We start from the raw sequence: 18,581 nt of genomic DNA on the forward strand, positions 1-18,581 counted from the left end.
CGTCACTTACCCCATATCCTGTTGAGCAGTCCGGCCAGCCGGCGCCCTGCTTCAACCAGCCGTCTATCTGCGACTGCCTTGGCTTGCCTGCTGTAACGTTCATCCAGTACCGGCACCAGATTGCTGTCGATGCCGGGATAAACCCGGGTGCGTGCCAGTTGCAATGACTCCTGCCGCCAGGCGGCAACCGTCTTCTGTGGTGTGTGCTGAATGTCGGAGTCCATTAACTGGGCGGCATCCAGCAGCTGGTTTCCCCGCAGCCGGGAGGGTCCCGGCAGATCATCCCAATAGGTGTGCAGGCTGGTTTCGGGTCTGCGGTTGTTGGCCGGGTCGATCACCGACTGGTCGTTGCCCCCGGCATCCGGATTGCCTTCCTCGTCGTAGCGGCTGACCACGTGCAGGGGTTGGTGGATGTCGCCCACCAGATGGATCAGCCAGACCAGGGCGTAGGCCCGCTCCGGGTCGCCCAGGCGCCGGTCGGCCAGTTGGGCCGACAACTGCTTGATGCGGGTGGTGAGCTGTCCCCGCTGCGGTGCCCGCTCCTCCGGCCCGCCCCGCCCAGGCGTCAGGGGCAGGTTCTCGTAGTGCCAGTCCCGATGCCGGGCCATCATGTCCGGCGTGTCGGAAAGCGTCTCTGCGTCGTTGTCGTGGTAGCGGCTGTCGTGACGGATGTCGTCGGCCCAGGTGGAGGCTTCGATGAACAGAACCCGGCTTTGCTCCAGGCTGCCGTAGTGCTTCTGTTGCCGTTGCCAGCGGGCGAGGTCCGGGTGTGCCTGCAGCAGGCGGCTCACCTGTTGGCGCGCCGGGGCGGACAGCCTGTTCCAGGCAATGCTGGCGCTGATGCGGTGCCCCGCCCCGTTCCAGGCCAGGGCGGGAGGCGCGCCGAGGCCGATGCCCAGGATCAGGAGCAGCGCCTTGGCTCGCATCAGCGGTCCAGGTCGATGTCCTGGTGGGACAGGGGATCTTCCAGGGGCTCCAGATGAGTGGTGACGTGGGCGCCGGGAATGGCCCGGCGAATGTCCTCCTCCACCTGCTCGGCCAGTTCGTGGGCCCGTTGCACCGTCCATTCTCCCGGCACCAGCACGTGCAGGGAAATGAAGGCCCGGGTGCCGGCCTGGCGGGTGCGGATGGCGTGGAAGCCGATGCCCTGCTGCCGGTGGGGCAACAAGGTGCTTTCCAGGTTGCCGAGGAATTCTTCCGGCAGGGCGGTGTCCATGAGGCCGGCAGCCGCATCCCGGATCAGGTGCCAGGCAGTGTAGAGAATGTGGGTGGCAACGATCAGGGCCAGGATCGGGTCCAGCCACAGCCAGCCGGTCAGGGCCACGGCGGCCACGCCGGCAATGACGCCGACGGAGGTCCACACGTCGGTCATCAGGTGGGCGCTGTCCGCCTTGAGGGCGACCGAGCCGTACTGCTTGCCGGCGGCCAGGAGGACCCGGGCGACGCCCAGATTGACCAGGGAAGCCACTACCGAAATGGCCAGGCCCACGCCTACCTGCTCCAGCGCCTGGGGGTTCAGCAGGCGGTTGACGGCGGTGTGGGCGATGGCCAGGGCCGCCACCAGGATGAGCAGGCCCTCGAAGCCGCTGGCGAAATACTCGGCCTTGCTGTGGCCGTAGGCGTGCTTTTCGTCGGGCGGCTGGGCCGCCAGGGTCAGCATCCACAGGGCCATGAGGGCGCCGGCCAGATTGACGAAGGATTCCAGCGCATCGGAAAGCAGGCCGACGGAGCCGGTCCACCACCAGGCCGTCCCCTTGAGCAGGATGGTGGCGATGGCGGCGGCAATGGACAGCCAGGCGTAGCGGGTCAGGGAGGTGTTGGTGTGCATGGCCGGATTATCGCCCAAAAGTGCCCCGGGCCCGAGGGACCCGCGACGGCGGGAAAAGTGGCGAAAACCGCTCCGGTGCTGCCGGAGCGACAGAAAGGCCATGCTAAACTGCTTCGACTACGCCGATGTACTTCCGGCAGCCTTTTTTACCGATATTTTTGAGCCCGCAATCCTTGTCTTCCCGCAACTCCCCGCCCGCCTCCCGCCGCCCTTCTCCTGTCCGCTCCGCTCCGGAGCCGGCCCCCGATTCCCTGGCCCGCGCCCTGCTGCTGGCCAGTGCAGCCGTTGCCGCCGTCCAGGCCGGACGCAGCCTGACCGAAGTGCTGGCGCAGCAGGCCAAGGGCGAACTGGGGCCGACCCGGGCCCAGGCCCAGGATCTGGCCTACGGCGCCCTGCGCCGTTATGGCTGGGGCGAGGCGGTGCTGGCGGCCCTGCTGCAGAAGCCCCTGCCCGAACCCCAGCTGCAGAGCCTGCTGCTGTGCGCCCTGTACCGCCTGGAGAGCCGGCCGGAGCAGAGCCACACGGTGGTGGACCAGGCCGTGGCCGCTGCCGCCACCCTGGCCAAGGGCAATTTCCGCGGGGTGATCAACGGCGTGCTGCGCAGCTATCTGCGGCAGCGGCCCGAGCTGCTGGCCCGGGCCGCCGGCAAGCCGTCGGGGGCCTGGTGGCATCCCGACTGGTGGCTGTCCCGCCTGCGCCGGGCCTATCCCCGGGATTGGGAAGCCATCGCCACGGCCGGCAACGGCCAGCCGCCCATGACCCTGCGGGTCAATCTGGCCCGGGGCTCCCGGGAGGAATACCAGGCTCGCCTGGAAGCCGCCGGGATTGCCGCCGTGCCCCTGGGCAGCGCCGCCCTGCTGCTGCAGAAGCCGGTGACGGTGGATGCCCTGCCCGGCTTTTTCGACGGTTTTGTCTCGGTTCAGGACTGGGGCGCCCAGCGTGCCGCCGAGCTGCTGGACGCCCGGGCCGGCCAGCGGGTGCTGGATGCCTGCGCCGCCCCCGGCGGCAAGACGGCCCATATTCTTGAGCGGGCCGGGGCGGACCTGCTGGCCCTGGACGTGGACGGGCTGCGCTGCCGCCGGGTGGAGGAAAACCTGAGCCGCCTGGGCCTTCGGGCCGCCGTGCGTGCTGCCGATGCCCGCTGCCCCGACGACTGGTGGGACGGCCGCCCCTTCGACCGCATCCTGGCCGATGTGCCCTGCTCCGCCAGCGGCGTGGTGCGCCGCCATCCAGACAGCAAATGGCTGCGGCGGGAGACCGACATCGCCCAGTTCGCCCGGGTGCAGCGGCAGATCCTGGAGGTGCTGTGGCCGACCCTGGCGGTGGGCGGGCGCCTGCTCTATGCCACCTGCTCCGTTTTCCCCGAGGAGAACAGCCAGCAGGTGAGCGCCTTCCTGGCGCGCCACGGGGATGCCCGCCGCATCGGCATCGACGGTGCCGACGAGTTGCAGTTGTTGCCAGGAAGTGAACATGACGGCTTCTACTATGCGCTGCTGGAAAAGACCGCTTAAGCTCCTCGCCATCTGCTGGCTCTGTCTCTGGGCTGCCCTGGGGGCGGCGAGCGAGGTGGAGGTACGCAATCCCCAGCTCACCCCGGGGGACGACGGCTATACCCTCTCCGCCGACTTCGCCTTCGAATTCAATTCCCGCCTGGAGGAGGCGGTGACCCGGGGGGTGGTGCTCAACTTCCTGGTGGAATTCGAGCTGACCCGCGTCCGCTGGTACTGGCTGGACGACAAGGTGGCCAGCCGCAGCCAGACCCTGCGTCTTTCCTACAACGCCCTCACCCGCCAGTACCGCCTTTCCTCCGGTGCCCTGCACCAGAACTTCTCCTCCCTGGAGGAGGCCCTGCGCATCCTCTCCCGCCTGCGCCACTGGACGGTGCTGGACAAGTCCGTGGCCCTCCGGCCCGGGGAAACCTACCAGGCTTCCCTGCGCCTGCGCCTCGATCCCTCCCAGCTGCCCAAGCCCTTCCAGCTGACGGCCCTGGCCAACCGGGAATGGAACCTGGCTTCCGACTGGCTCAACTGGCCCTTCTCCGTGCCCCGGGAAGAGCCGCCGCGGGAGGGCGCCAAGTGAGAGTCCTCCTGGTCATCGTCGCCGCCCTGGGCGGCATCCTGCTCTTCCTGCTGGCCTCGGCCTCGGCCAATACGGCCCTCTTCGCCCGCAACTATCCCTGGCTGCTGGCCCTCAACGGTCTGGTGGCCCTGGCCCTGGCCGGCCTGGTGGCCTGGCAGCTGCGGGCCCTGTGGAAGGAGCACCGGGCCAAGGTTTTCGGCTCCCGCCTGAAGCTGCGCCTGCTGGTCTTCTTTGCCCTCATGGGGGTGGTGCCCGGTGTCACCATCTATGCCGTGTCGGTGCAGTTCGTCACCAAGAGCATCGAGAGCTGGTTCGACGTGCGGGTGGAGACCGCCCTGGAGTCGGGCCTCAACCTGGGGCGCAGCGCCCTCGATGCCATGCTTTCCGACCTCACCGAAAAGGGCCGGCAGATGGCCCAGGAACTGGCCGACCGGCCCGACGGCACCCGCCGCCTGCTGCTCAACCGCCTGCGCGACCAGGCCGGGGTGGAAAGCGCGGCCCTCTTCGCCGCCAACGGTCAGGTCATCGCCAGCGCCAATGGCGACTATTCTTCCCTGCTGCCCTCCCTGCCCTCTTCCGCCCAGCTGAAGCAGGCCCGTCTTTCCCGGGGCATCGGTTCCATCGAGGGTGAAGGCAAGGACATGACCCTCAGGGTGCTGGTGGGCATTCCCGGCTACGGCCTGACCGAGGAGCCGCGCATCCTGCAGCTGACCCAGGGGGTGCCGCCGGCCATCGCCGAGAATGCCGATGCGGTGCAGGACGTGTACCGGGACTACCAGGAGCTGTCCCTGGCCCGCAGCGGCCTCACCCACATCTACGCCCTGACCCTGACCCTGGCCCTGCTGCTGTCCCTGTTTACCGCCATCGCCGTGGCCTACGTGCTGGCCCGGCGCCTTTCGGCGCCCCTTTCGATCCTGGCCGAGGGTACCCAGGCCGTGGCCGCCGGCGACTTCACGCCGCGCCAGGCCATCTACAGCCGGGACGAGCTGGGAGTGCTGACCCAGTCCTTCAACCAGATGACCCGCCAGCTGGACGATGCCCGCAAGGAGACGGAGCGGCACCGCAGCGAACTGGAATCGGCCCGGGCCTATCTGGAGGAAATCCTGGCCAACCTCTCCGCCGGCGTTCTCGCCTTCGATGCCCGCTTCGTCCTGCGGGCCATCAATGCGGGGGCCAGCACCATCCTTGGTGACGACTTCGTCGGCCTTTCCGGCGAGCCGGTGGAAGCCTGGCCCCGGCAGAACCTGCTGGGCCGGGCCATCCGCGACGGCTTTGCCGCCCATCCAGAGGAGGACTGGCAGACCCAGGTCGAGCTGGACCGCCCCGGCCTGGCGCCCCAGGTCCTGCTGCTGCGGGGCTCCAAGCTGCCGGCCGGCAGCGGCGGCGGCTACGTGGTGGTGTTCGACGAGGTGACCCAGCTCATCGCCGCCCAGCGCAGCGCTGCCTGGGGCGAAGTGGCCCGGCGTCTGGCCCACGAGATCAAGAATCCCCTCACTCCCATCCAGCTTTCCGCCGAGCGCCTGCAGATGAAGCTGGAAGACAAGCTGGATGCGGCCGCGGCCGAGACCCTGAACAAGGGCACCCAGACCATCATCAACCAGGTCCAGGCCATGAAGCGCATGGTGGACGACTTCCGCGACTACGCCCGCATGCCCTCGCCGGTGCTGGCGATGCTCGACCTCAACGCCCTGGTGGGCGAGGTGCTGGGGCTCTACGAGACCTCCCACGCCAGCATCGACGTGCATCTGGCCGGCGACTTGCCGCCGGTGCTGGGGGACGCCACCCAGCTGCGGCAGATCATCCACAACCTGCTGCGCAACGCCGAGGACGCCCTGGCGGAGCAGCCGGCGCCGGCCATCCGCCTCGCCACCGAGCCGGCCGGGCGCTTTGCCCGCCTGGTAGTGGAGGACAACGGCCCCGGCTTCCCGGCGGAAATCCTGGCCCGGGCCTTCGAACCCTACGTCACCACCAAGCCCAAGGGCACCGGCCTGGGCCTGGCCATCGTGCGCAAGATCGTGGACGAGCACGGCGGCCGCATCGACATCACCAACAAGCATGAAAACGGCACCGGAGGCGGCGCCCAGATCAGCATCCGCCTGCCCCTGGCCAACCCATAAGAAAACCGAGGATCTCAAGCAACATGGCTCAAATACTGGTTGTGGACGACGAAATCGGCATCCGGGAACTGCTGTCGGAAATCCTGGAGGACGAGGGACATCACATCTGGCTGGCGGAGAACGCCACGGCCGCCCGCCGCCTGCGGGCCGAGAAGCGCCCGGACCTGGTGCTGCTGGATATCTGGATGCCCGACACCGACGGTATTTCCCTGCTCAAGGAATGGGGCGCCTCGGGCCTGCTGACCATGCCGGTGGTGATGATGTCCGGCCACGGCACCATCGACACCGCGGTGGAGGCCACCCGCCACGGCGCCGTGGAATTCCTGGAAAAGCCCATCGCCCTGCAGAAGCTCCTGGCCACGGTGAAGAAGGCCTTGAAGCACGACGCCCAGACCGTCAAGCCGCCCCTGACCCTGGATGCCCTGGCCAAGCTGCCCCTGCTCAAGGACCTGAAGAAGCGCCTGGAGCAGGCGGCCAAGAGCGCCCCGGTGCTGCTGCTCAAGGGCGGCGCCGGCGCCATCGCCGACATCTGCGCCCGCACCCTGCAGGCGCCCCATGCGCCCTGGCTCGACCTGGCCGCCGAATCCGGGCCCCTGACCCAGGAACGTCTGCAACAAGCCTCCGGCGGCATCCTCTTCGTGCCGGACCTGGCGGTCCTGGGCAAGCTGCAGCAGATGAACCTGGCCTTCGCCCTGGAGCGCCTGGAGAAGTACAAGCTGCAACTGGTGGTGGCCTGCCACAAGCCGCTCCAGTCCTTGCTCGAAGCCGGCTGGGACGCCGCTCTGGTAGCTCGTCTCGGCGAGGTCTGGGTGGCCCTGCCCCAGCTTTCCGCCCATGCCGACGAGGTGCCGGAAATCGCCGGCCTGCTGCTTTCCCACCTGATGGAGCGGGGCGAAGCCCCGGCTCGCCATTTCTCCAGCGCCGCCCTCAACGCCTTGCGCATGCACCGTTGGAGCGCCGACGGCTGGGGCGAGCTGCAGGGCGCGGTGAAGAACCTGGCCCTCACCGCCCTGGAGGAGGAAATCAGCGCCGAGGACGTGGCCGGCCTGCTCCACACCACCGACGGCGAGGCCGCCAGCACGCCCCTGGAGCCCCTTTTCTCCCAGCCCCTGCGGGAAGCCCGGGACGCCTTCGAGAAGCTCTATTTCGAACACGTCCTGCGCCAGGAAGGGGGCAACATGACCCGGGTCTCGGAACGTTCCGGGGTGGAGCGCACCCACCTCTACCGCAAGCTCAAGCAACTGGGCGTCAGCACCGGCAAGCGCGGCGGCGAGGGCTGATCCGCCTGGGCGTGATGCAGTCCACGCCCCGCCCTTCCCCACCGGCGCTACACTCGACGCAATAGAACAGGTTCCCGCCGGCCGCCCCATGGCCGGCCCAGGACATTGGGGGAAGCATGAAGATCGTCATTCTCGGTGCCGGCCAGGTCGGCGCCAGCGTGGCCGAGGCCCTGGTGCACGAGGCCAACGACATCACCATCGTGGACAACGACCGGGAGCGCCTGGCCGCCCTGCAGGACCGGCTCGACCTGCGCACCGTGTGCGGCAATGCGGCCCTGCCATCCATCCTCGGCGACGCCGGCCTGGACGATGCGGACCTGCTCATCGCCGTGACCCAGAGCGACCAGACCAACCTGGTGGCCTGCAAGATCGCCAAGAGCCGCTTCAACGTGCCGACCCGCATTGCCCGCCTGCGGGCCGCCGATTTCCTCGAGGACGAGCAGCTTCTCTCCGACGAGAACTTCGCCGTGGATTTCGCCATCTGCCCCGAGGAGAACATCACCGACTACATCGTGCGTCTGGTGGATTTCCCCGAGGCCCTGCAGGTGCTGGAGTTCGCCGAGGGCCGCCTGGTCATGGTGGCGGTGCGGGCCTACGAGGGCGGCGCCCTGGTGGGCAAGCCGGTGCGCAAGCTGCGGGAGCACCTGCCGTCCCAGGTGGATGCCCGCATCGCCGCCCTCTTCCGCCAGGACCAGCCCATCATTCCCGAGGGCGAGACGGTGATCCATGCCGGCGACGAAGTCTTCATCATCGCCGCCAGCGAGCACATCCGCCCGGTGCTGCGGGAGCTGCGGCGCATGATGCGGCCGGTGAAGCGGGTGATGATCGCCGGCGGCGGCAACATCGGCTACCGGGTGGCCACCGCCCTGCAGCAGCGCCTGGAGGTGAAGCTGGTGGAGCACAACCGCAGCCGGGCCGAATGGATCGCGCCGCGGCTGGGCGACACCCTGGTGCTGTGCGGCGACGCCACGGACGAGGACCTGCTGGAGCAGGAGAACATCGCCGAGATGGACCTCTTCCTCGCCCTCACCAACGACGACGAAGACAACATCATGGCCGCCTCCCTGGCCAAGCGCCTGGGCTGCCAGCGGGTGCTGGCCCTGATCAACCGGCGCGCCTACGCCGACATGGTGCAGGGCGGCCCCATCGACATCGGCATTTCCCCGGCCCAGGTCTCCATCGGCACCCTGCTGGCCCACGTGCGCCGGGCCGACGTCTCCCAGGTCCATTCCCTGCGCCGGGGCGCCGCCGAGGCCCTGGAACTGGTGGCCCACGGCGACCGCAATTCCTCCCGGGTGGTGGGCCGCAGCCTGGGCGAGATTCCCCTGCCCAAGGGCGTCACCATCGCCGCCATCGTGCGCGACCTGGAGACGCCGGAAATCATCGGCTACCAGGGACCGGTTGGCATCCAGGCCTACGGCCACGTGGTCATCGCCCACCGCGACACGGTGATCCAGTCCGGCGACCACGTCATCGTCTTCTGCGTGAACAAGAAGCTGGTGCACAAGGTGGAAAAACTGTTCCAGGTCGGCTTCGGTTTTCTCTGACGGGGGCACCATGCGCCGCTTCTATCCCGTCTTCCATATCCTGGGCCTGATCGTCCTCATTTTCGGCCTGACCATGCTGGCGCCCCTGGCGGTATCCGCCTACGCCCAGGATGGCGCCACGGCGGCCTACGACGAGGCCATCGTGGTGACCATGGGCGTGGGCCTGCTGCTGTGGGTTTGTACCCGCCGTTACCGCCAGGACCTGCGGGTGCGGGACGGCTTTCTCCTGGTGGCCCTGACCTGGACCATCCTGCCCCTCTTCGCCAGCCTGCCTCTGCTGCTTTTCCTGCCCGACATCTCATTTACCGACGCCTATTTTGAGGCCGCCTCCGGCCTTTCGGCCACTGGGGCGACGGTGATGTCGGGGCTGGACTCCCTGCCCCTTTCCATCAACTTCTGGCGCACCTTCCTGCACTGGCTGGGGGGCATGGGGGTGATCGTGCTGGCGGTGGCCATTTTGCCCCTGCTGGGCATCGGTGGCCGGGCCCTGTTCAAGGCCGAACTGCCGGGGCCGATGAAGGATTCCAGCCTGACGCCGCGCATCGCCGAAACCGCCAAGGGGCTGTGGGGCGTCTATCTGCTGTTCACCGTGCTCTGCGCCCTGGCCCTGTGGTGGGCCGGCATGGAAGGGTGGGACGCCCTTATGCACGCTTTCAGCATCCTTGGCCTGGGCGGCTTTTCCACCCGGGACGCCAGCCTGGGTTACTACAACAGTCTGACCATCGAACTGGTGGCCATGGGCTTTGCCCTGCTCTCCGGCATCAACTACGCTACCCATTTCCTCGCCCTGCGGGGTTGGAGCCTGAAGCCCTACCAGCGGGATTTCGAACTGCCGTTCTATCTCGGCGTACTGGCCGTCAGCGCCGTCGGTCTGGCCCTCTACCTGATGCCCTACGGCCTCTACGACAGCTTCGGTACGGCCCTGCGCTACACCGCCTTCCACGTCATTTCCCTGGCCACCTCCCTGGGTTTTGCCACCACGGACTACACCATGTGGCCCATGTTCGCCCAGTTGTGGGTGCTGTTCCTTTGCAGCTTCGTCGCCTGCGGCGGCTCCACCGGCGGCGGCATCAAGATGATGCGGGCCGTCATCCTTTACAAGCAGGTGTTCCGGGAACTGGTGCGGGCCATGCATCCGACGGCGGTGCATCCGGTGCGTATCCAGGGCGTCATCGTGCCCGATCCGGTGTTGCACGCGGTGCTGGCCTTCAGCTTCATCTACATGGTGACCATCGTCAGCCTGACCCTGCTGCTCTCGGCCAGCGACCTGCCCATCGTCACCGCTTTCTCCGCTGTGGTGGCCTGTCTCAACAATGCGGGCCCGGGGTTGGATGCGGTGGGCCCGGCGGCCAATTACTCGGTGCTGAGCGACTTCCAGACCTGGGTCTGTTCCTTCGCCATGCTCCTCGGCCGCCTGGAAATCTTCACCCTGCTGGTGGTGCTGACGCCGGCCTTCTGGCGCAAGTGAGGCCGGCCGATCTGGGGGCGGCTTGATCTATCCCAATGACAGGGGTGGGGGTTCCGAAGGATAATCCGGGTCTTTCTAGCTAACCCGGCGGAGCCCCCTGTGACCCGACCCCGCAACGACACCTTCCTGCGCGCCCTGCTGCAGGAACCCACCGATTACACCCCCCTGTGGCTGATGCGCCAGGCCGGCCGCTATCTGCCCGAATACCGGGAGACCCGGGCCCGCGCCGGCAGCTTCCTCGACCTGTGCAAGAACCCGGCCCTGGCCTGCGAAGTGACCCTGCAGCCCTTGGCCCGCTACGACCTGGATGCGGCCATTCTCTTCTCCGACATCCTCACCGTGCCCGACGCCATGGGCCTGGGCCTGTACTTCGCCGAAGGCGAAGGCCCCAAGTTCGAGCGTCCCCTGCGCGAAGAATGGGCCATCCGCGACCTGCAGGCACCGGACCCCTACGAGCACCTGCGCTACGTCACCGACGCGGTGAGCGAGATCCGCCGCGCCCTGGACAACTCCGTGCCCCTCATCGGCTTCTCCGGCAGCCCCTACACCCTCTCCTGCTACATGGTGGAAGGCGGCTCCAGCGACGATTACCGGCATGTGAAGACCATGCTCTACAACCGTCCCGACCTGATGCACCGCATCCTCTCGGTGACCGCCGATGCCGTGACCTCCTACCTCAACGCCCAGATCGAGGCTGGCGCCCAGGCCGTGATGATTTTCGACTCCTGGGGCGGCGGCCTGTCCGCTGCGGCCTACGAGGAATTCTCCCTGCAGTACATGCGCCGCATCGTTGCCGGCCTGACCAAGGAGAAGGACGGGGAAAAGATTCCCTGCATCGTCTTCACCAAGGGCGGCGGCCTGTGGATCGAGAAAATCGCTGCCATCGGCTGCGACGCCGTGGGCCTGGACTGGACCATCGACATCGGCGAAGCCCGCCGCCGCACCAACGGCAAGGTGGCGCTGCAGGGCAACCTGGACCCCAATGTGCTGTTCGCCTCCCCCGAAGTGGTGCAGGCCGAAGCCAAGAAGGTGCTGGATTCCTACCACGCCGCCGGCGGCAGCAAGACCGGCCACGTCTTCAACCTGGGCCACGGCATTTCCCAGTTCACCCCGCCGGACCACGTCACGGCGCTGGTGGAAGCGGTGCACGGCCACAGCCGCAAGCTGCGGCAGCAGGGCTGATCCAGCCCTGCCCGGCGCTCCGCCCGGGGCGCCGGTCTGCAATCCCCCTCCCCGCCGCATGGCGGGGGGCGGCCTTCCCCACGGGGCCCCTGCCGTCAGCGGCTTCCCGCCTGCCTTTCCTCCTAGCCCTCGCCATCCTCCAGTTCCCCCGCCCCATTCCGGGGATAACGCGGGGACGGGACCGTTCCCCAAAGTTTTTTCGCTCCTTCCCCTTGACTTATGCACAGAAAGAGGGCGCGGTGACGATTTGTTACAAAAGGCCGGCTATTACTTTGGGCATATTTGTAAGTCGTTGATTTATAAGGGTGATAGGAGTGCCTTATTTTGCAGCAAAGTGACAAAAACCCTTGCGGGGGGCCTGCTTAGCAAAATTATTCCGGCACAATCCACAAAGTTATCCACAGGAATTGTGAGTAAGTGAAAAAGTCCTTTCGGGCAAAGGGCTTGGCCCCTATTCAGGAGAAAGACGGCGAACTTGTGCCCCTAACTTGGGCTGAGAGTTGGGCTGTGCATTGGGCCGAGATCCTGCCCGTGGAAGCGGGGCCCGGCCCGGAAGGTCCCCGCCGGTCCGCCGGCCTTTCCCAAAGGCCCCCGATCCCTTAAGCTTCCGGCCTTGCCGGTGATGTGTCGCCGGCCCCTTTGCCCATCCCCATGCCCGTCATCCGCGTCGCCCTCGACGTTCCTCTGCACCGCCAGTTCGACTACCTGGCCCCCGACGCCCAGCCCGACGACGTGGGCCGGAGGGTGCGGGCGCCCTTCGGCCGGGGCACGCGCATCGGCGTCATCACCGCCGTGCTCGGCGCCGACGAGGAAGGGGACCTGCCCCTGGACAAGCTGAAGGCGGCGGAAATCCTGCGGGATGACGTGCCGCCCCTGCCGCCGGACTGGTTCCGTCTCACCGAGTTCTGCAGCAGCTATTACCAGGCCCCCATCGGCGAGGTCATGCTGGCAGCCTTGCCGGTGGGCCTGCGGCGTACCGATCCGCCCAAGGCCCGGGCGGTGAAGGCCAAGGTCAAGGCGGAGGCGCCCCAGGCGGCGCCGGAGCTGACCCCGGGCCAGGCCGAGGCCGTCGCCGCCGTACTGGCGGCGGGGGTGGGCACTGTACCCCGCTTTGCCCCCTTCCTGCTCTACGGCATCACCGGCTCGGGCAAGACCGAGGTGTACCTGCGCCTGGTGGAGGCGGCTCTGGCCGGCGGCCATCAGGCCCTGCTGCTGGTGCCGGAAATCAATCTGACGCCCCAGCTGGAAGAGCGGGTGCGGCGCCGCTTCCCCGGCGTCGGCCTGGTCAGCCTGCACAGCGAACTCACCGAGGCCGCCCGCACCCGGCACTGGAAGGCGGCCTTCAAGGGCGAGGCCCGCATTGTCCTCGGCACCCGCCTTTCCATTTTCACGCCCCTGCCCGACCTGGGCCTGATCGTGGTGGACGAGGAGCACGATCCCTCCTTCAAGCAGCAGGACGGCATGCGCTACTCGGCCCGGGACGTGGCCGTGTTCCGCGCCTGGCAGCGGGGCGTGCCCATCGTCCTGGGCTCGGCGACGCCGTCCCTGGAAACCTGGGCCAACGCCACCGGCGAGGGTATTCCCCGGCGCTACACCCTGCTCACCCTGGCGGACCGGGCCAACGCCGCCGCCTCCCTGCCGCCGGTGCGGCTGCTGGACACCCGCCGGGAGAAGCTCCAGGACGGCCTCTCCGCGGCCCTCCTGGCGGCCCTGCAGGTGCGCCTGGAACGGGGCGAGCAGAGCCTGGTGTTCCTCAACCGGCGCGGCTACGCCCCGGTGCTGGCCTGCCCTTCCTGCGGCTGGATTTCCCGCTGCCGCCGCTGCGCTGCCAACCTGGTGCTGCACCTGGCCGACCGGCGCCTGCGCTGCCACCACTGCGGCTTCGAGAACGGCATTCCCCGGGCCTGCCCCAGCTGCGGCAACCAGGACATCCATCCCTTCGGCCGCGGCACCCAGCGCCTGGAGACGACCCTGCAGGAACGCTTTCCCGAGGCCCGCATCCTGCGGGTGGACCGGGATTCGGCGAAGAGTCGCAAGCAGTGGGAAGCCCTGGCGGAAAAAATCCACGCCGGCGAGGCCGACATCCTGGTGGGCACCCAGATGCTGGCCAAGGGCCACGACTTTCCCCGCCTCACCCTGGTGGGCGTCACCGGCGCCGATGCGGCCCTCTTCGCCGCCGACTGGCGTGCCCCGGAGCGCCTCTTCGCCCAGCTGATGCAGGTGGGCGGCCGCGCCGGTCGCGCCGAACTGCCCGGCGAGGTGCTGATCCAGACCGAACACCCGGAACATCCCCTCTACGGCGCCCTGCAGCAGCACGACTTCGCCGCCTTTGCCGCCAGCCAGCTGGAAGAACGGCGCAGTGCCGGCTTTCCGCCCTACTCCTACCAGGTCATGCTGCGGGCCGAGGCGCCGGAGATGGGGCCGGCCCTGGAGTACCTGGCCCAGGCCCGGGCCCTGGGGGCCGACCTCAACGGCAACGGCCCGGTGCTGCTGTACGACCCGGTGCCCATGCGCATGGCCCGCCGGGCCAACCTGGAGCGGGCCCAGCTGCTCGCCGAATCCACCTCACGCCCCGCCCTGCAGGCCTTCCTGGCCGAATGGCGGCCCCTGCTCGAAGGCATCAAGGCGCCCTCCCGCCTGCGCTGGCATCTGGAAGTGGACCCCCTGGAATTCTGAAGCCGGGGCGGCGGCCGTTGCCGGCCACACCCAGCCACATCCTGCCGCCGGGGCCGTCCATCATTGCCGCCGGCAAGCCCGGTGAAATACCTCCATTCCGCGTCAACCCGCTGAAACTCAAGGTTTTTTACATTTGGCAAGACTCTTGCAAAGGCTCTGGCCCGAGCCCATTCCGGGCCGGGCTTTTGTGGAGAGAAATCATGAGAATCCAGGATTGCCAGATGGATATCAGCTGTCAGCGCACGGCCAGCGAAACCCGGGAGAGCAGCTTTGTCTTCCGGGTCGAGCGTGACGAGGAGTTCAAGAACATGATGAAAAGCTATGCCAAGGACGGCAAGATCGTCGCTCAGGAGGTGGAGCCGAGGGCCTCGGCCGTCGCCCTGGTGCCGGAAAGCTGGAGCAGCGGCGCCATCGCCAGCGGCGACGAAAGCCGCCGGCGCAGGGTGGACCAGCTGCTGCAGGAGATGATCACCCGGCTGTTCGCCATGCTCACCGCCGGCGACAAGGACTGCTGCTGCGACAAGGACGAGGACGGCACCGGCCTGCCTGACCTGGGCCAGGGCAAAGGGGCGTCAGCCAGAACGCCGGCGGCGGGGGATTTTGAAGCCCAGCCCCATATGCCCCGGGTGCGGGTGGTGGCCTGGGAGTCGGAGACCAACCTCAAGGTGCGGGAAAGCGAATCCACCACAGTCTGCGCCAGCGGCAGCGTGCGCACCGCCGACGGCCGCTGCATCGACTTCGATCTGGAGGTGGCCATGCAACGCCAGTACGAGGCCGACTACCAACGGAAGGAAAGCGGTACCTGGGAACTGAAAGATCCCCTGGTGCTCAACTTCCCGGGCAAGGCGGCCGAGTTGGCCGACACCCGCTTCGACTTCGACCTGGATGCGGACGGCGACAAGGAGTCGGTGGCCGGCCTCGGCCGGGGCTCCGCCTTCCTGGCCCTGGACCGCAACGGCGACGGCGCCATCAACGACGGCCGGGAGCTGTTCGGCGCCCTTTCCGGCAACGGCTTCGCCGATCTCAAGGCCTACGACACGGACGGCAACAACTGGATCGACGAGGCCGACGCCATCTATTCCCAACTGCGGCTGTGGCAGCCCGGCGCCGACGCGGCGGCAGCCGGAAAGGCGGGTCAGGAAGGCCAGGGCGCCGGCCTGCAGACCTTGCAGGAGGCGGGTGTGGGCGCCCTCTGGCTGGGCTCGGTGCAGAGCGAGTTCAGCCTCAAGGACGGGGACAACCAGCAGCAGGGCCAGGTGCGCCAGACCGGCGTCTGGCTGGCCGAGAACGGCGAGGCCGGTTCCCTGCAGCAGGTGGATCTGGCCACTACCTGAAGGGCTGGCCTCAGGCCTCTCCCGGGGCCAGTTCCGGCGTCCAGCACAGATGCCGGTTCTTGCCCCGGGCCTTGGCCTGGTACATGGCCGCATCGGCCCGGGCCATGAGCAGTTCCACGTTGTCGCCGTCCGCCGGGTAGAAGGCGATGCCGATGCTGGCGCCGACGCGGAAGCTGCGGCCGTCCAGCAGCACCGGCTCGTTGATGGCGGCGATGATGCGTCGCGCCGCCTCTTCCGTTTCTGCAATGCCCTGGCCGTTGTTGAGGTTCTCCAGGAGCACGGTGAATTCGTCGCCGCCCTGGCGGGAGACGCTGTCCACCTTGCGCAGCACGCTGGTGATGCGCCGCGCCACCTCCACCAGCAGGCGGTCGCCGGTGTTGTGGCCGGCGCTGTCGTTCACCGCCTTGAAACCGTCCAGGTCCATGAACATCAGGGCCAGGCCGGTGCCGTTGCGTTCGGCCCGGGCCAGGGCCTGGCAGACCCGGTCCTGGAACAGGTTGCGGTTGGGCAGCTGGGTCAGGCCGTCGAAATGGGCCAGGTGCTCCATCTGCTCGGCCAGATGCTTCTGTTCGGTGATGTCGGAAAAGACGTGCACGTAGTGGGTGAGGCGGCCTTCGCCGTCGCGCAGGGTCGAGATATCCAGCAGGCAGGCGAAGAGATGGCCGTCCTTGTGCCGCTGCCACACCTCCCCCTGCCAGAAACCACGGCTCTGCAGGGCCTGGTGCATGTGGTGGTAGAACTCGGCGTCGTGCACACCGGAGGCCAGCAGGCCGGGGGAATGGTCTTCCACCTCTTCCGGCGCGTAGCCGGTCATCAGGCAGAAGGCCGGATTGACGCGGAAGATGCGCTCGCTGGCATCGGTGACCATGACCGCCTCGTGGGTCTGGGCCACGATGGCGTCGGAGAGCCACAGCTGGCGCTGCTCTTCCCGCAGCTGGGTGAGGTCGTGGCCGATCAGGGCGACGTGGCTGATGTGGTCGCTGCCATCGTGTACCGGCACCGCGGTCCAGCGCACGGTGCGCTCGCCGCTGGGGTAGGTGGTGGTCTGTTCGGCCTCCTGCACCTGGCCGCTGCGCACCGTCTGCTCCAGCATCAGCTGGCGGCGTAGGGCATCTTCCGGCGTCAGCACCTGGTCTAGGGGATGGTGCTGCATTTCCTCGGCGCGGCGGCCGGCCAGGGTCAGGGCGGCGGGATTGAAATAGCGATAGTGGAAGTGGCCGCCGGAGTCCCGCTGCAGCATCACCATGGGATCGGGGGCGGCGGAGAACACCGCGTGGGCTGCCTCCACTTCTTGGCGCGCCTGGCGCAGGCGCAGCAGGAGCCACCATAGGAACATGCCGGTCAGAAGCAGGATGGCGGAACATATGGAGGCCACCTGGTAGTAGGAGTAGGCGCGCTCCCCATAGGCAGCAAGGACGCGCGCCTCGTCAAATCCAGCGAAGACGACCAGGGGCTGCCCGGGCATCTGGCCGTAGCTGTAGAGGCGCCGGATTCCGTCCATGGAACTGGGCGCCAGGAAATGTCCTTCCGGATTGGCGCCCAGGGCCTTGAGCAGGGGTGAGTCTTCGCCCAGGGAGCGACCGACGATCACCTCCTGGTCGGTGACCCGGACGCGAACCACCTTGTCGTGGCCCACGAGGCCCAGAACGGCCCCTGGCTGCAAGCCCACCTCCTGATAGAAGCGTCCCAGATAATGGGCATCCACGGAAGCAACGACGACACCGGCAAAACTGCCGTCCCGATGATTGAGACGGCGGGAGAGCTGGATCGACCACTTGCCCGAGGCCCGGCCCAGCACCGGCTTGCTGATAAAGACTTGGCCACTGTCCCGTTCCACATGGACCTGGAAGTGCTCCCGGTCGGCCAGGTTGATTGGCTTGAAGGGCTGGTTGCTCCACTGCAGATTGCCGTTGGCGCCGATCACCCCTAGCTGCACGATGATGGCGCTGCGTTCCAGGGCTTGACGGAACTCGCTGAATTCCCGGGTACTGGGCCGTTCCTCAAACTCGGCCTTGAGCAGGCGGAGAATTTGGTCCGCCGTGGTCAGGGTGTTGAGGCTGTGTTCCTGGAAGGTGCGGCGCAAATAGTCGAGTCGCTGGAATGCACGCTCGATTTCCCGATCCTTTTCATGATGCAGGATGGTGGTGACCGCTCCCCAGAGCAGGGCCGTCAGGATAATCATGAACAGCAGCGGCAACACCTCGATACCCCGCCGAATGGGGCGTAGGGATACGTAGGGGCGGATGGGCTCTTTGTTTCTCATTTATGGAAGACTAGGTCGACGACCGACTAAGCCTCCAGCATATATTACTTTCCGACTAATTCTCCGCCGTGCCCTGCATCCAATTTGATTTTTCGCAGAAAGAATCAAGAAGGTGCCGGGTGCCAGGTGGTGGCAGCCGCGGCAGCCGCCTGGGGATTGGCCCGCAGCCAGTCGGCCCGCTGCCGCAGGCGCCGGCTCCAGTCCGGGGTCAGGCCCGGGGTGGCGGCCAGGCGCTCCAGCAGTTCCAGGGGCGGCCGGTGGATCTGCCAGCCCTGCCACAGTTCGGCCAGGGACACCGGGTCCGGGTTGCGCGCTTCCAGTTGCAGGGCATCGCCCACCCGGGCCGAGCCCGGGGTGAGGACGCGGAAATACCAGCCGGTGAGGCCGTGCTCGGCGATGTGGGCGGCGATGCCGTCGGCGCCGTGGCGGGAGTCGATTTTCCAGCAGGGGGAGCGGGGCTGGGAAACCTGCAGGCGGGCGCTGCCGAAGACGTAGATGTCGCCGACGCAGACCTGAGTCTCGTCGGTGCCGGCCACCGCCAGGTTTTCCCCCAGGCTGCCGGGTACCAGGGTGCTTGCCGCCTCGGGAAAGGCTGCCGCCAGCTTGCCGTAGTGGTCGCTGGGGTAAAGATGGACGGCCTTCTCCGGCCCGCCATGGACGCGCCGGTCGCCCTGGGCGTCGCCTTCCAGGCCAAGGGGGCCGATGGCCAGCGGGCCGTCCACGGCATTCTTGTAGATAGCCGTGGGGCGGCCTTCCGGCAGGGCGGAAACGGGACCGACGGCGAGGCGGGAGACGATCAGGGCCATG

The 18,581-nt window shown here is 67.8% G+C and carries 13 protein-coding genes; 9 read left to right on the forward strand and 4 right to left on the reverse strand.

Annotation, left to right across the window (positions count from 1 at the left end):
- Positions 1-2 precede the first annotated feature (2 nt).
- Together OEL49_RS10345 and OEL49_RS10350 are read right to left on the reverse strand one after the other, a co-directional pair.
- Positions 3-926, reverse strand: a complete 924-nt coding sequence (locus tag OEL49_RS10345; protein ID WP_287874613.1) for a S1/P1 nuclease — start codon at positions 924-926, stop codon at positions 3-5.
- Complete coding sequence (locus OEL49_RS10350; RefSeq protein WP_287874614.1) at positions 926-1,828, reverse strand: cation diffusion facilitator family transporter; 903 nt, start codon at positions 1,826-1,828, stop codon at positions 926-928. Before OEL49_RS10350 ends, OEL49_RS10345 begins: the two co-directional genes overlap by 1 nt.
- A 173-nt stretch (positions 1,829-2,001) precedes the next feature.
- On the opposite strand from OEL49_RS10350, the gene rsmB reads away from it, so the two are divergent.
- The 9 genes from rsmB (at position 2,002) to OEL49_RS10395 (ending at position 15,511) form a co-directional block, all read left to right on the forward strand.
- The gene (rsmB, locus tag OEL49_RS10355) at positions 2,002-3,339 is read left to right on the forward strand and encodes a 16S rRNA (cytosine(967)-C(5))-methyltransferase RsmB (protein ID WP_287874615.1); all 1,338 of its coding nucleotides are present in this window, start codon (positions 2,002-2,004) and stop codon (positions 3,337-3,339) included.
- Positions 3,299-3,907: a DUF4390 domain-containing protein gene (locus OEL49_RS10360; RefSeq protein WP_152090167.1), complete on the forward strand. Its 609-nt coding sequence runs from the start codon at positions 3,299-3,301 to the stop codon at positions 3,905-3,907. Before rsmB ends, OEL49_RS10360 begins: the two co-directional genes overlap by 41 nt.
- Positions 3,904-6,024, forward strand: coding sequence for a sensor histidine kinase (locus OEL49_RS10365; protein ID WP_287874616.1), 2,121 nt, complete (start codon positions 3,904-3,906; stop codon positions 6,022-6,024). Before OEL49_RS10360 ends, OEL49_RS10365 begins: the two co-directional genes overlap by 4 nt.
- Positions 6,025-6,047: 23 nt before the next feature.
- A complete protein-coding gene (locus OEL49_RS10370) occupies positions 6,048-7,304 on the forward strand; it encodes a sigma-54-dependent transcriptional regulator (protein WP_130459642.1) in 1,257 nt (418 codons plus the stop codon).
- A 116-nt stretch (positions 7,305-7,420) separates the two neighbouring features.
- Positions 7,421-8,851 carry a Trk system potassium transporter TrkA gene (gene trkA, locus OEL49_RS10375; protein WP_014235916.1) on the forward strand — a complete coding sequence of 477 codons (1,431 nt, stop codon included), beginning with the start codon at positions 7,421-7,423 and terminating at the stop codon, positions 8,849-8,851.
- Positions 8,852-8,861: 10 nt separating this feature from the next.
- A complete protein-coding gene (locus OEL49_RS10380; protein ID WP_014235915.1) occupies positions 8,862-10,319 on the forward strand; it encodes a TrkH family potassium uptake protein in 1,458 nt (485 codons plus the stop codon).
- A gap of 99 nt (positions 10,320-10,418) precedes the next feature.
- A complete protein-coding gene (gene hemE / locus OEL49_RS10385; RefSeq protein WP_014235914.1) occupies positions 10,419-11,501 on the forward strand; it encodes a uroporphyrinogen decarboxylase in 1,083 nt (360 codons plus the stop codon).
- Positions 11,502-12,152: 651 nt separating this feature from the next.
- Complete coding sequence (locus tag OEL49_RS10390) at positions 12,153-14,177, forward strand: primosomal protein N' (protein ID WP_287874617.1); 2,025 nt, start codon at positions 12,153-12,155, stop codon at positions 14,175-14,177.
- Positions 14,178-14,398: 221 nt separating this feature from the next.
- Positions 14,399-15,511: a hypothetical protein gene (locus OEL49_RS10395; RefSeq protein ID WP_287874618.1), complete on the forward strand. Its 1,113-nt coding sequence runs from the start codon at positions 14,399-14,401 to the stop codon at positions 15,509-15,511.
- A gap of 10 nt (positions 15,512-15,521) precedes the next feature.
- On the opposite strand, the gene OEL49_RS10400 is transcribed toward OEL49_RS10395, so the two are convergent.
- Together OEL49_RS10400 and OEL49_RS10405 are read right to left on the reverse strand one after the other, a co-directional pair.
- The gene (locus tag OEL49_RS10400; RefSeq protein WP_287874619.1) at positions 15,522-17,693 is read right to left on the reverse strand and encodes a bifunctional diguanylate cyclase/phosphodiesterase; all 2,172 of its coding nucleotides are present in this window, start codon (positions 17,691-17,693) and stop codon (positions 15,522-15,524) included.
- Between the two features lie 185 nt (positions 17,694-17,878).
- Positions 17,879-18,580: an MOSC domain-containing protein gene (locus tag OEL49_RS10405; RefSeq protein ID WP_287874620.1), complete on the reverse strand. Its 702-nt coding sequence runs from the start codon at positions 18,578-18,580 to the stop codon at positions 17,879-17,881.
- Between the last annotated feature and the right edge of the window lies 1 nt (position 18,581).

The organism is Azospira sp., assembly GCF_030247495.1.
In the GTDB taxonomy this organism is placed as follows: Bacteria; Pseudomonadota; Gammaproteobacteria; order Burkholderiales; family Rhodocyclaceae; genus Azospira; species Azospira oryzae.

Bases quoted from the DNA above. Each gene is read 5' to 3' on its own strand.
- OEL49_RS10360 (WP_152090167.1), top strand. From the start codon at position 3,299: ATGACGGCTTCTACTATGCGCTGCTGGAAAAGACCGCTTAAGCTCCTC.
- OEL49_RS10390 (WP_287874617.1), top strand. From the start codon at position 12,153: ATGCCCGTCATCCGCGTCGCCCTCGACGTTCCTCTGCACCGCCAGTTC.
- OEL49_RS10345 (WP_287874613.1), bottom strand. From the start codon at position 926: ATGCGAGCCAAGGCGCTGCTCCTGATCCTGGGCATCGGCCTCGGCGCG.
- OEL49_RS10380 (WP_014235915.1), top strand. From the start codon at position 8,862: ATGCGCCGCTTCTATCCCGTCTTCCATATCCTGGGCCTGATCGTCCTC.
- OEL49_RS10350 (WP_287874614.1), bottom strand. From the start codon at position 1,828: ATGCACACCAACACCTCCCTGACCCGCTACGCCTGGCTGTCCATTGCC.
- OEL49_RS10395 (WP_287874618.1), top strand. From the start codon at position 14,399: ATGGATATCAGCTGTCAGCGCACGGCCAGCGAAACCCGGGAGAGCAGC.
- OEL49_RS10370 (WP_130459642.1), top strand. From the start codon at position 6,048: ATGGCTCAAATACTGGTTGTGGACGACGAAATCGGCATCCGGGAACTG.
- OEL49_RS10400 (WP_287874619.1), bottom strand. From the start codon at position 17,693: ATGATTATCCTGACGGCCCTGCTCTGGGGAGCGGTCACCACCATCCTG.
- trkA (WP_014235916.1), top strand. From the start codon at position 7,421: ATGAAGATCGTCATTCTCGGTGCCGGCCAGGTCGGCGCCAGCGTGGCC.
- OEL49_RS10405 (WP_287874620.1), bottom strand. From the start codon at position 18,580: ATGGCCCTGATCGTCTCCCGCCTCGCCGTCGGTCCCGTTTCCGCCCTG.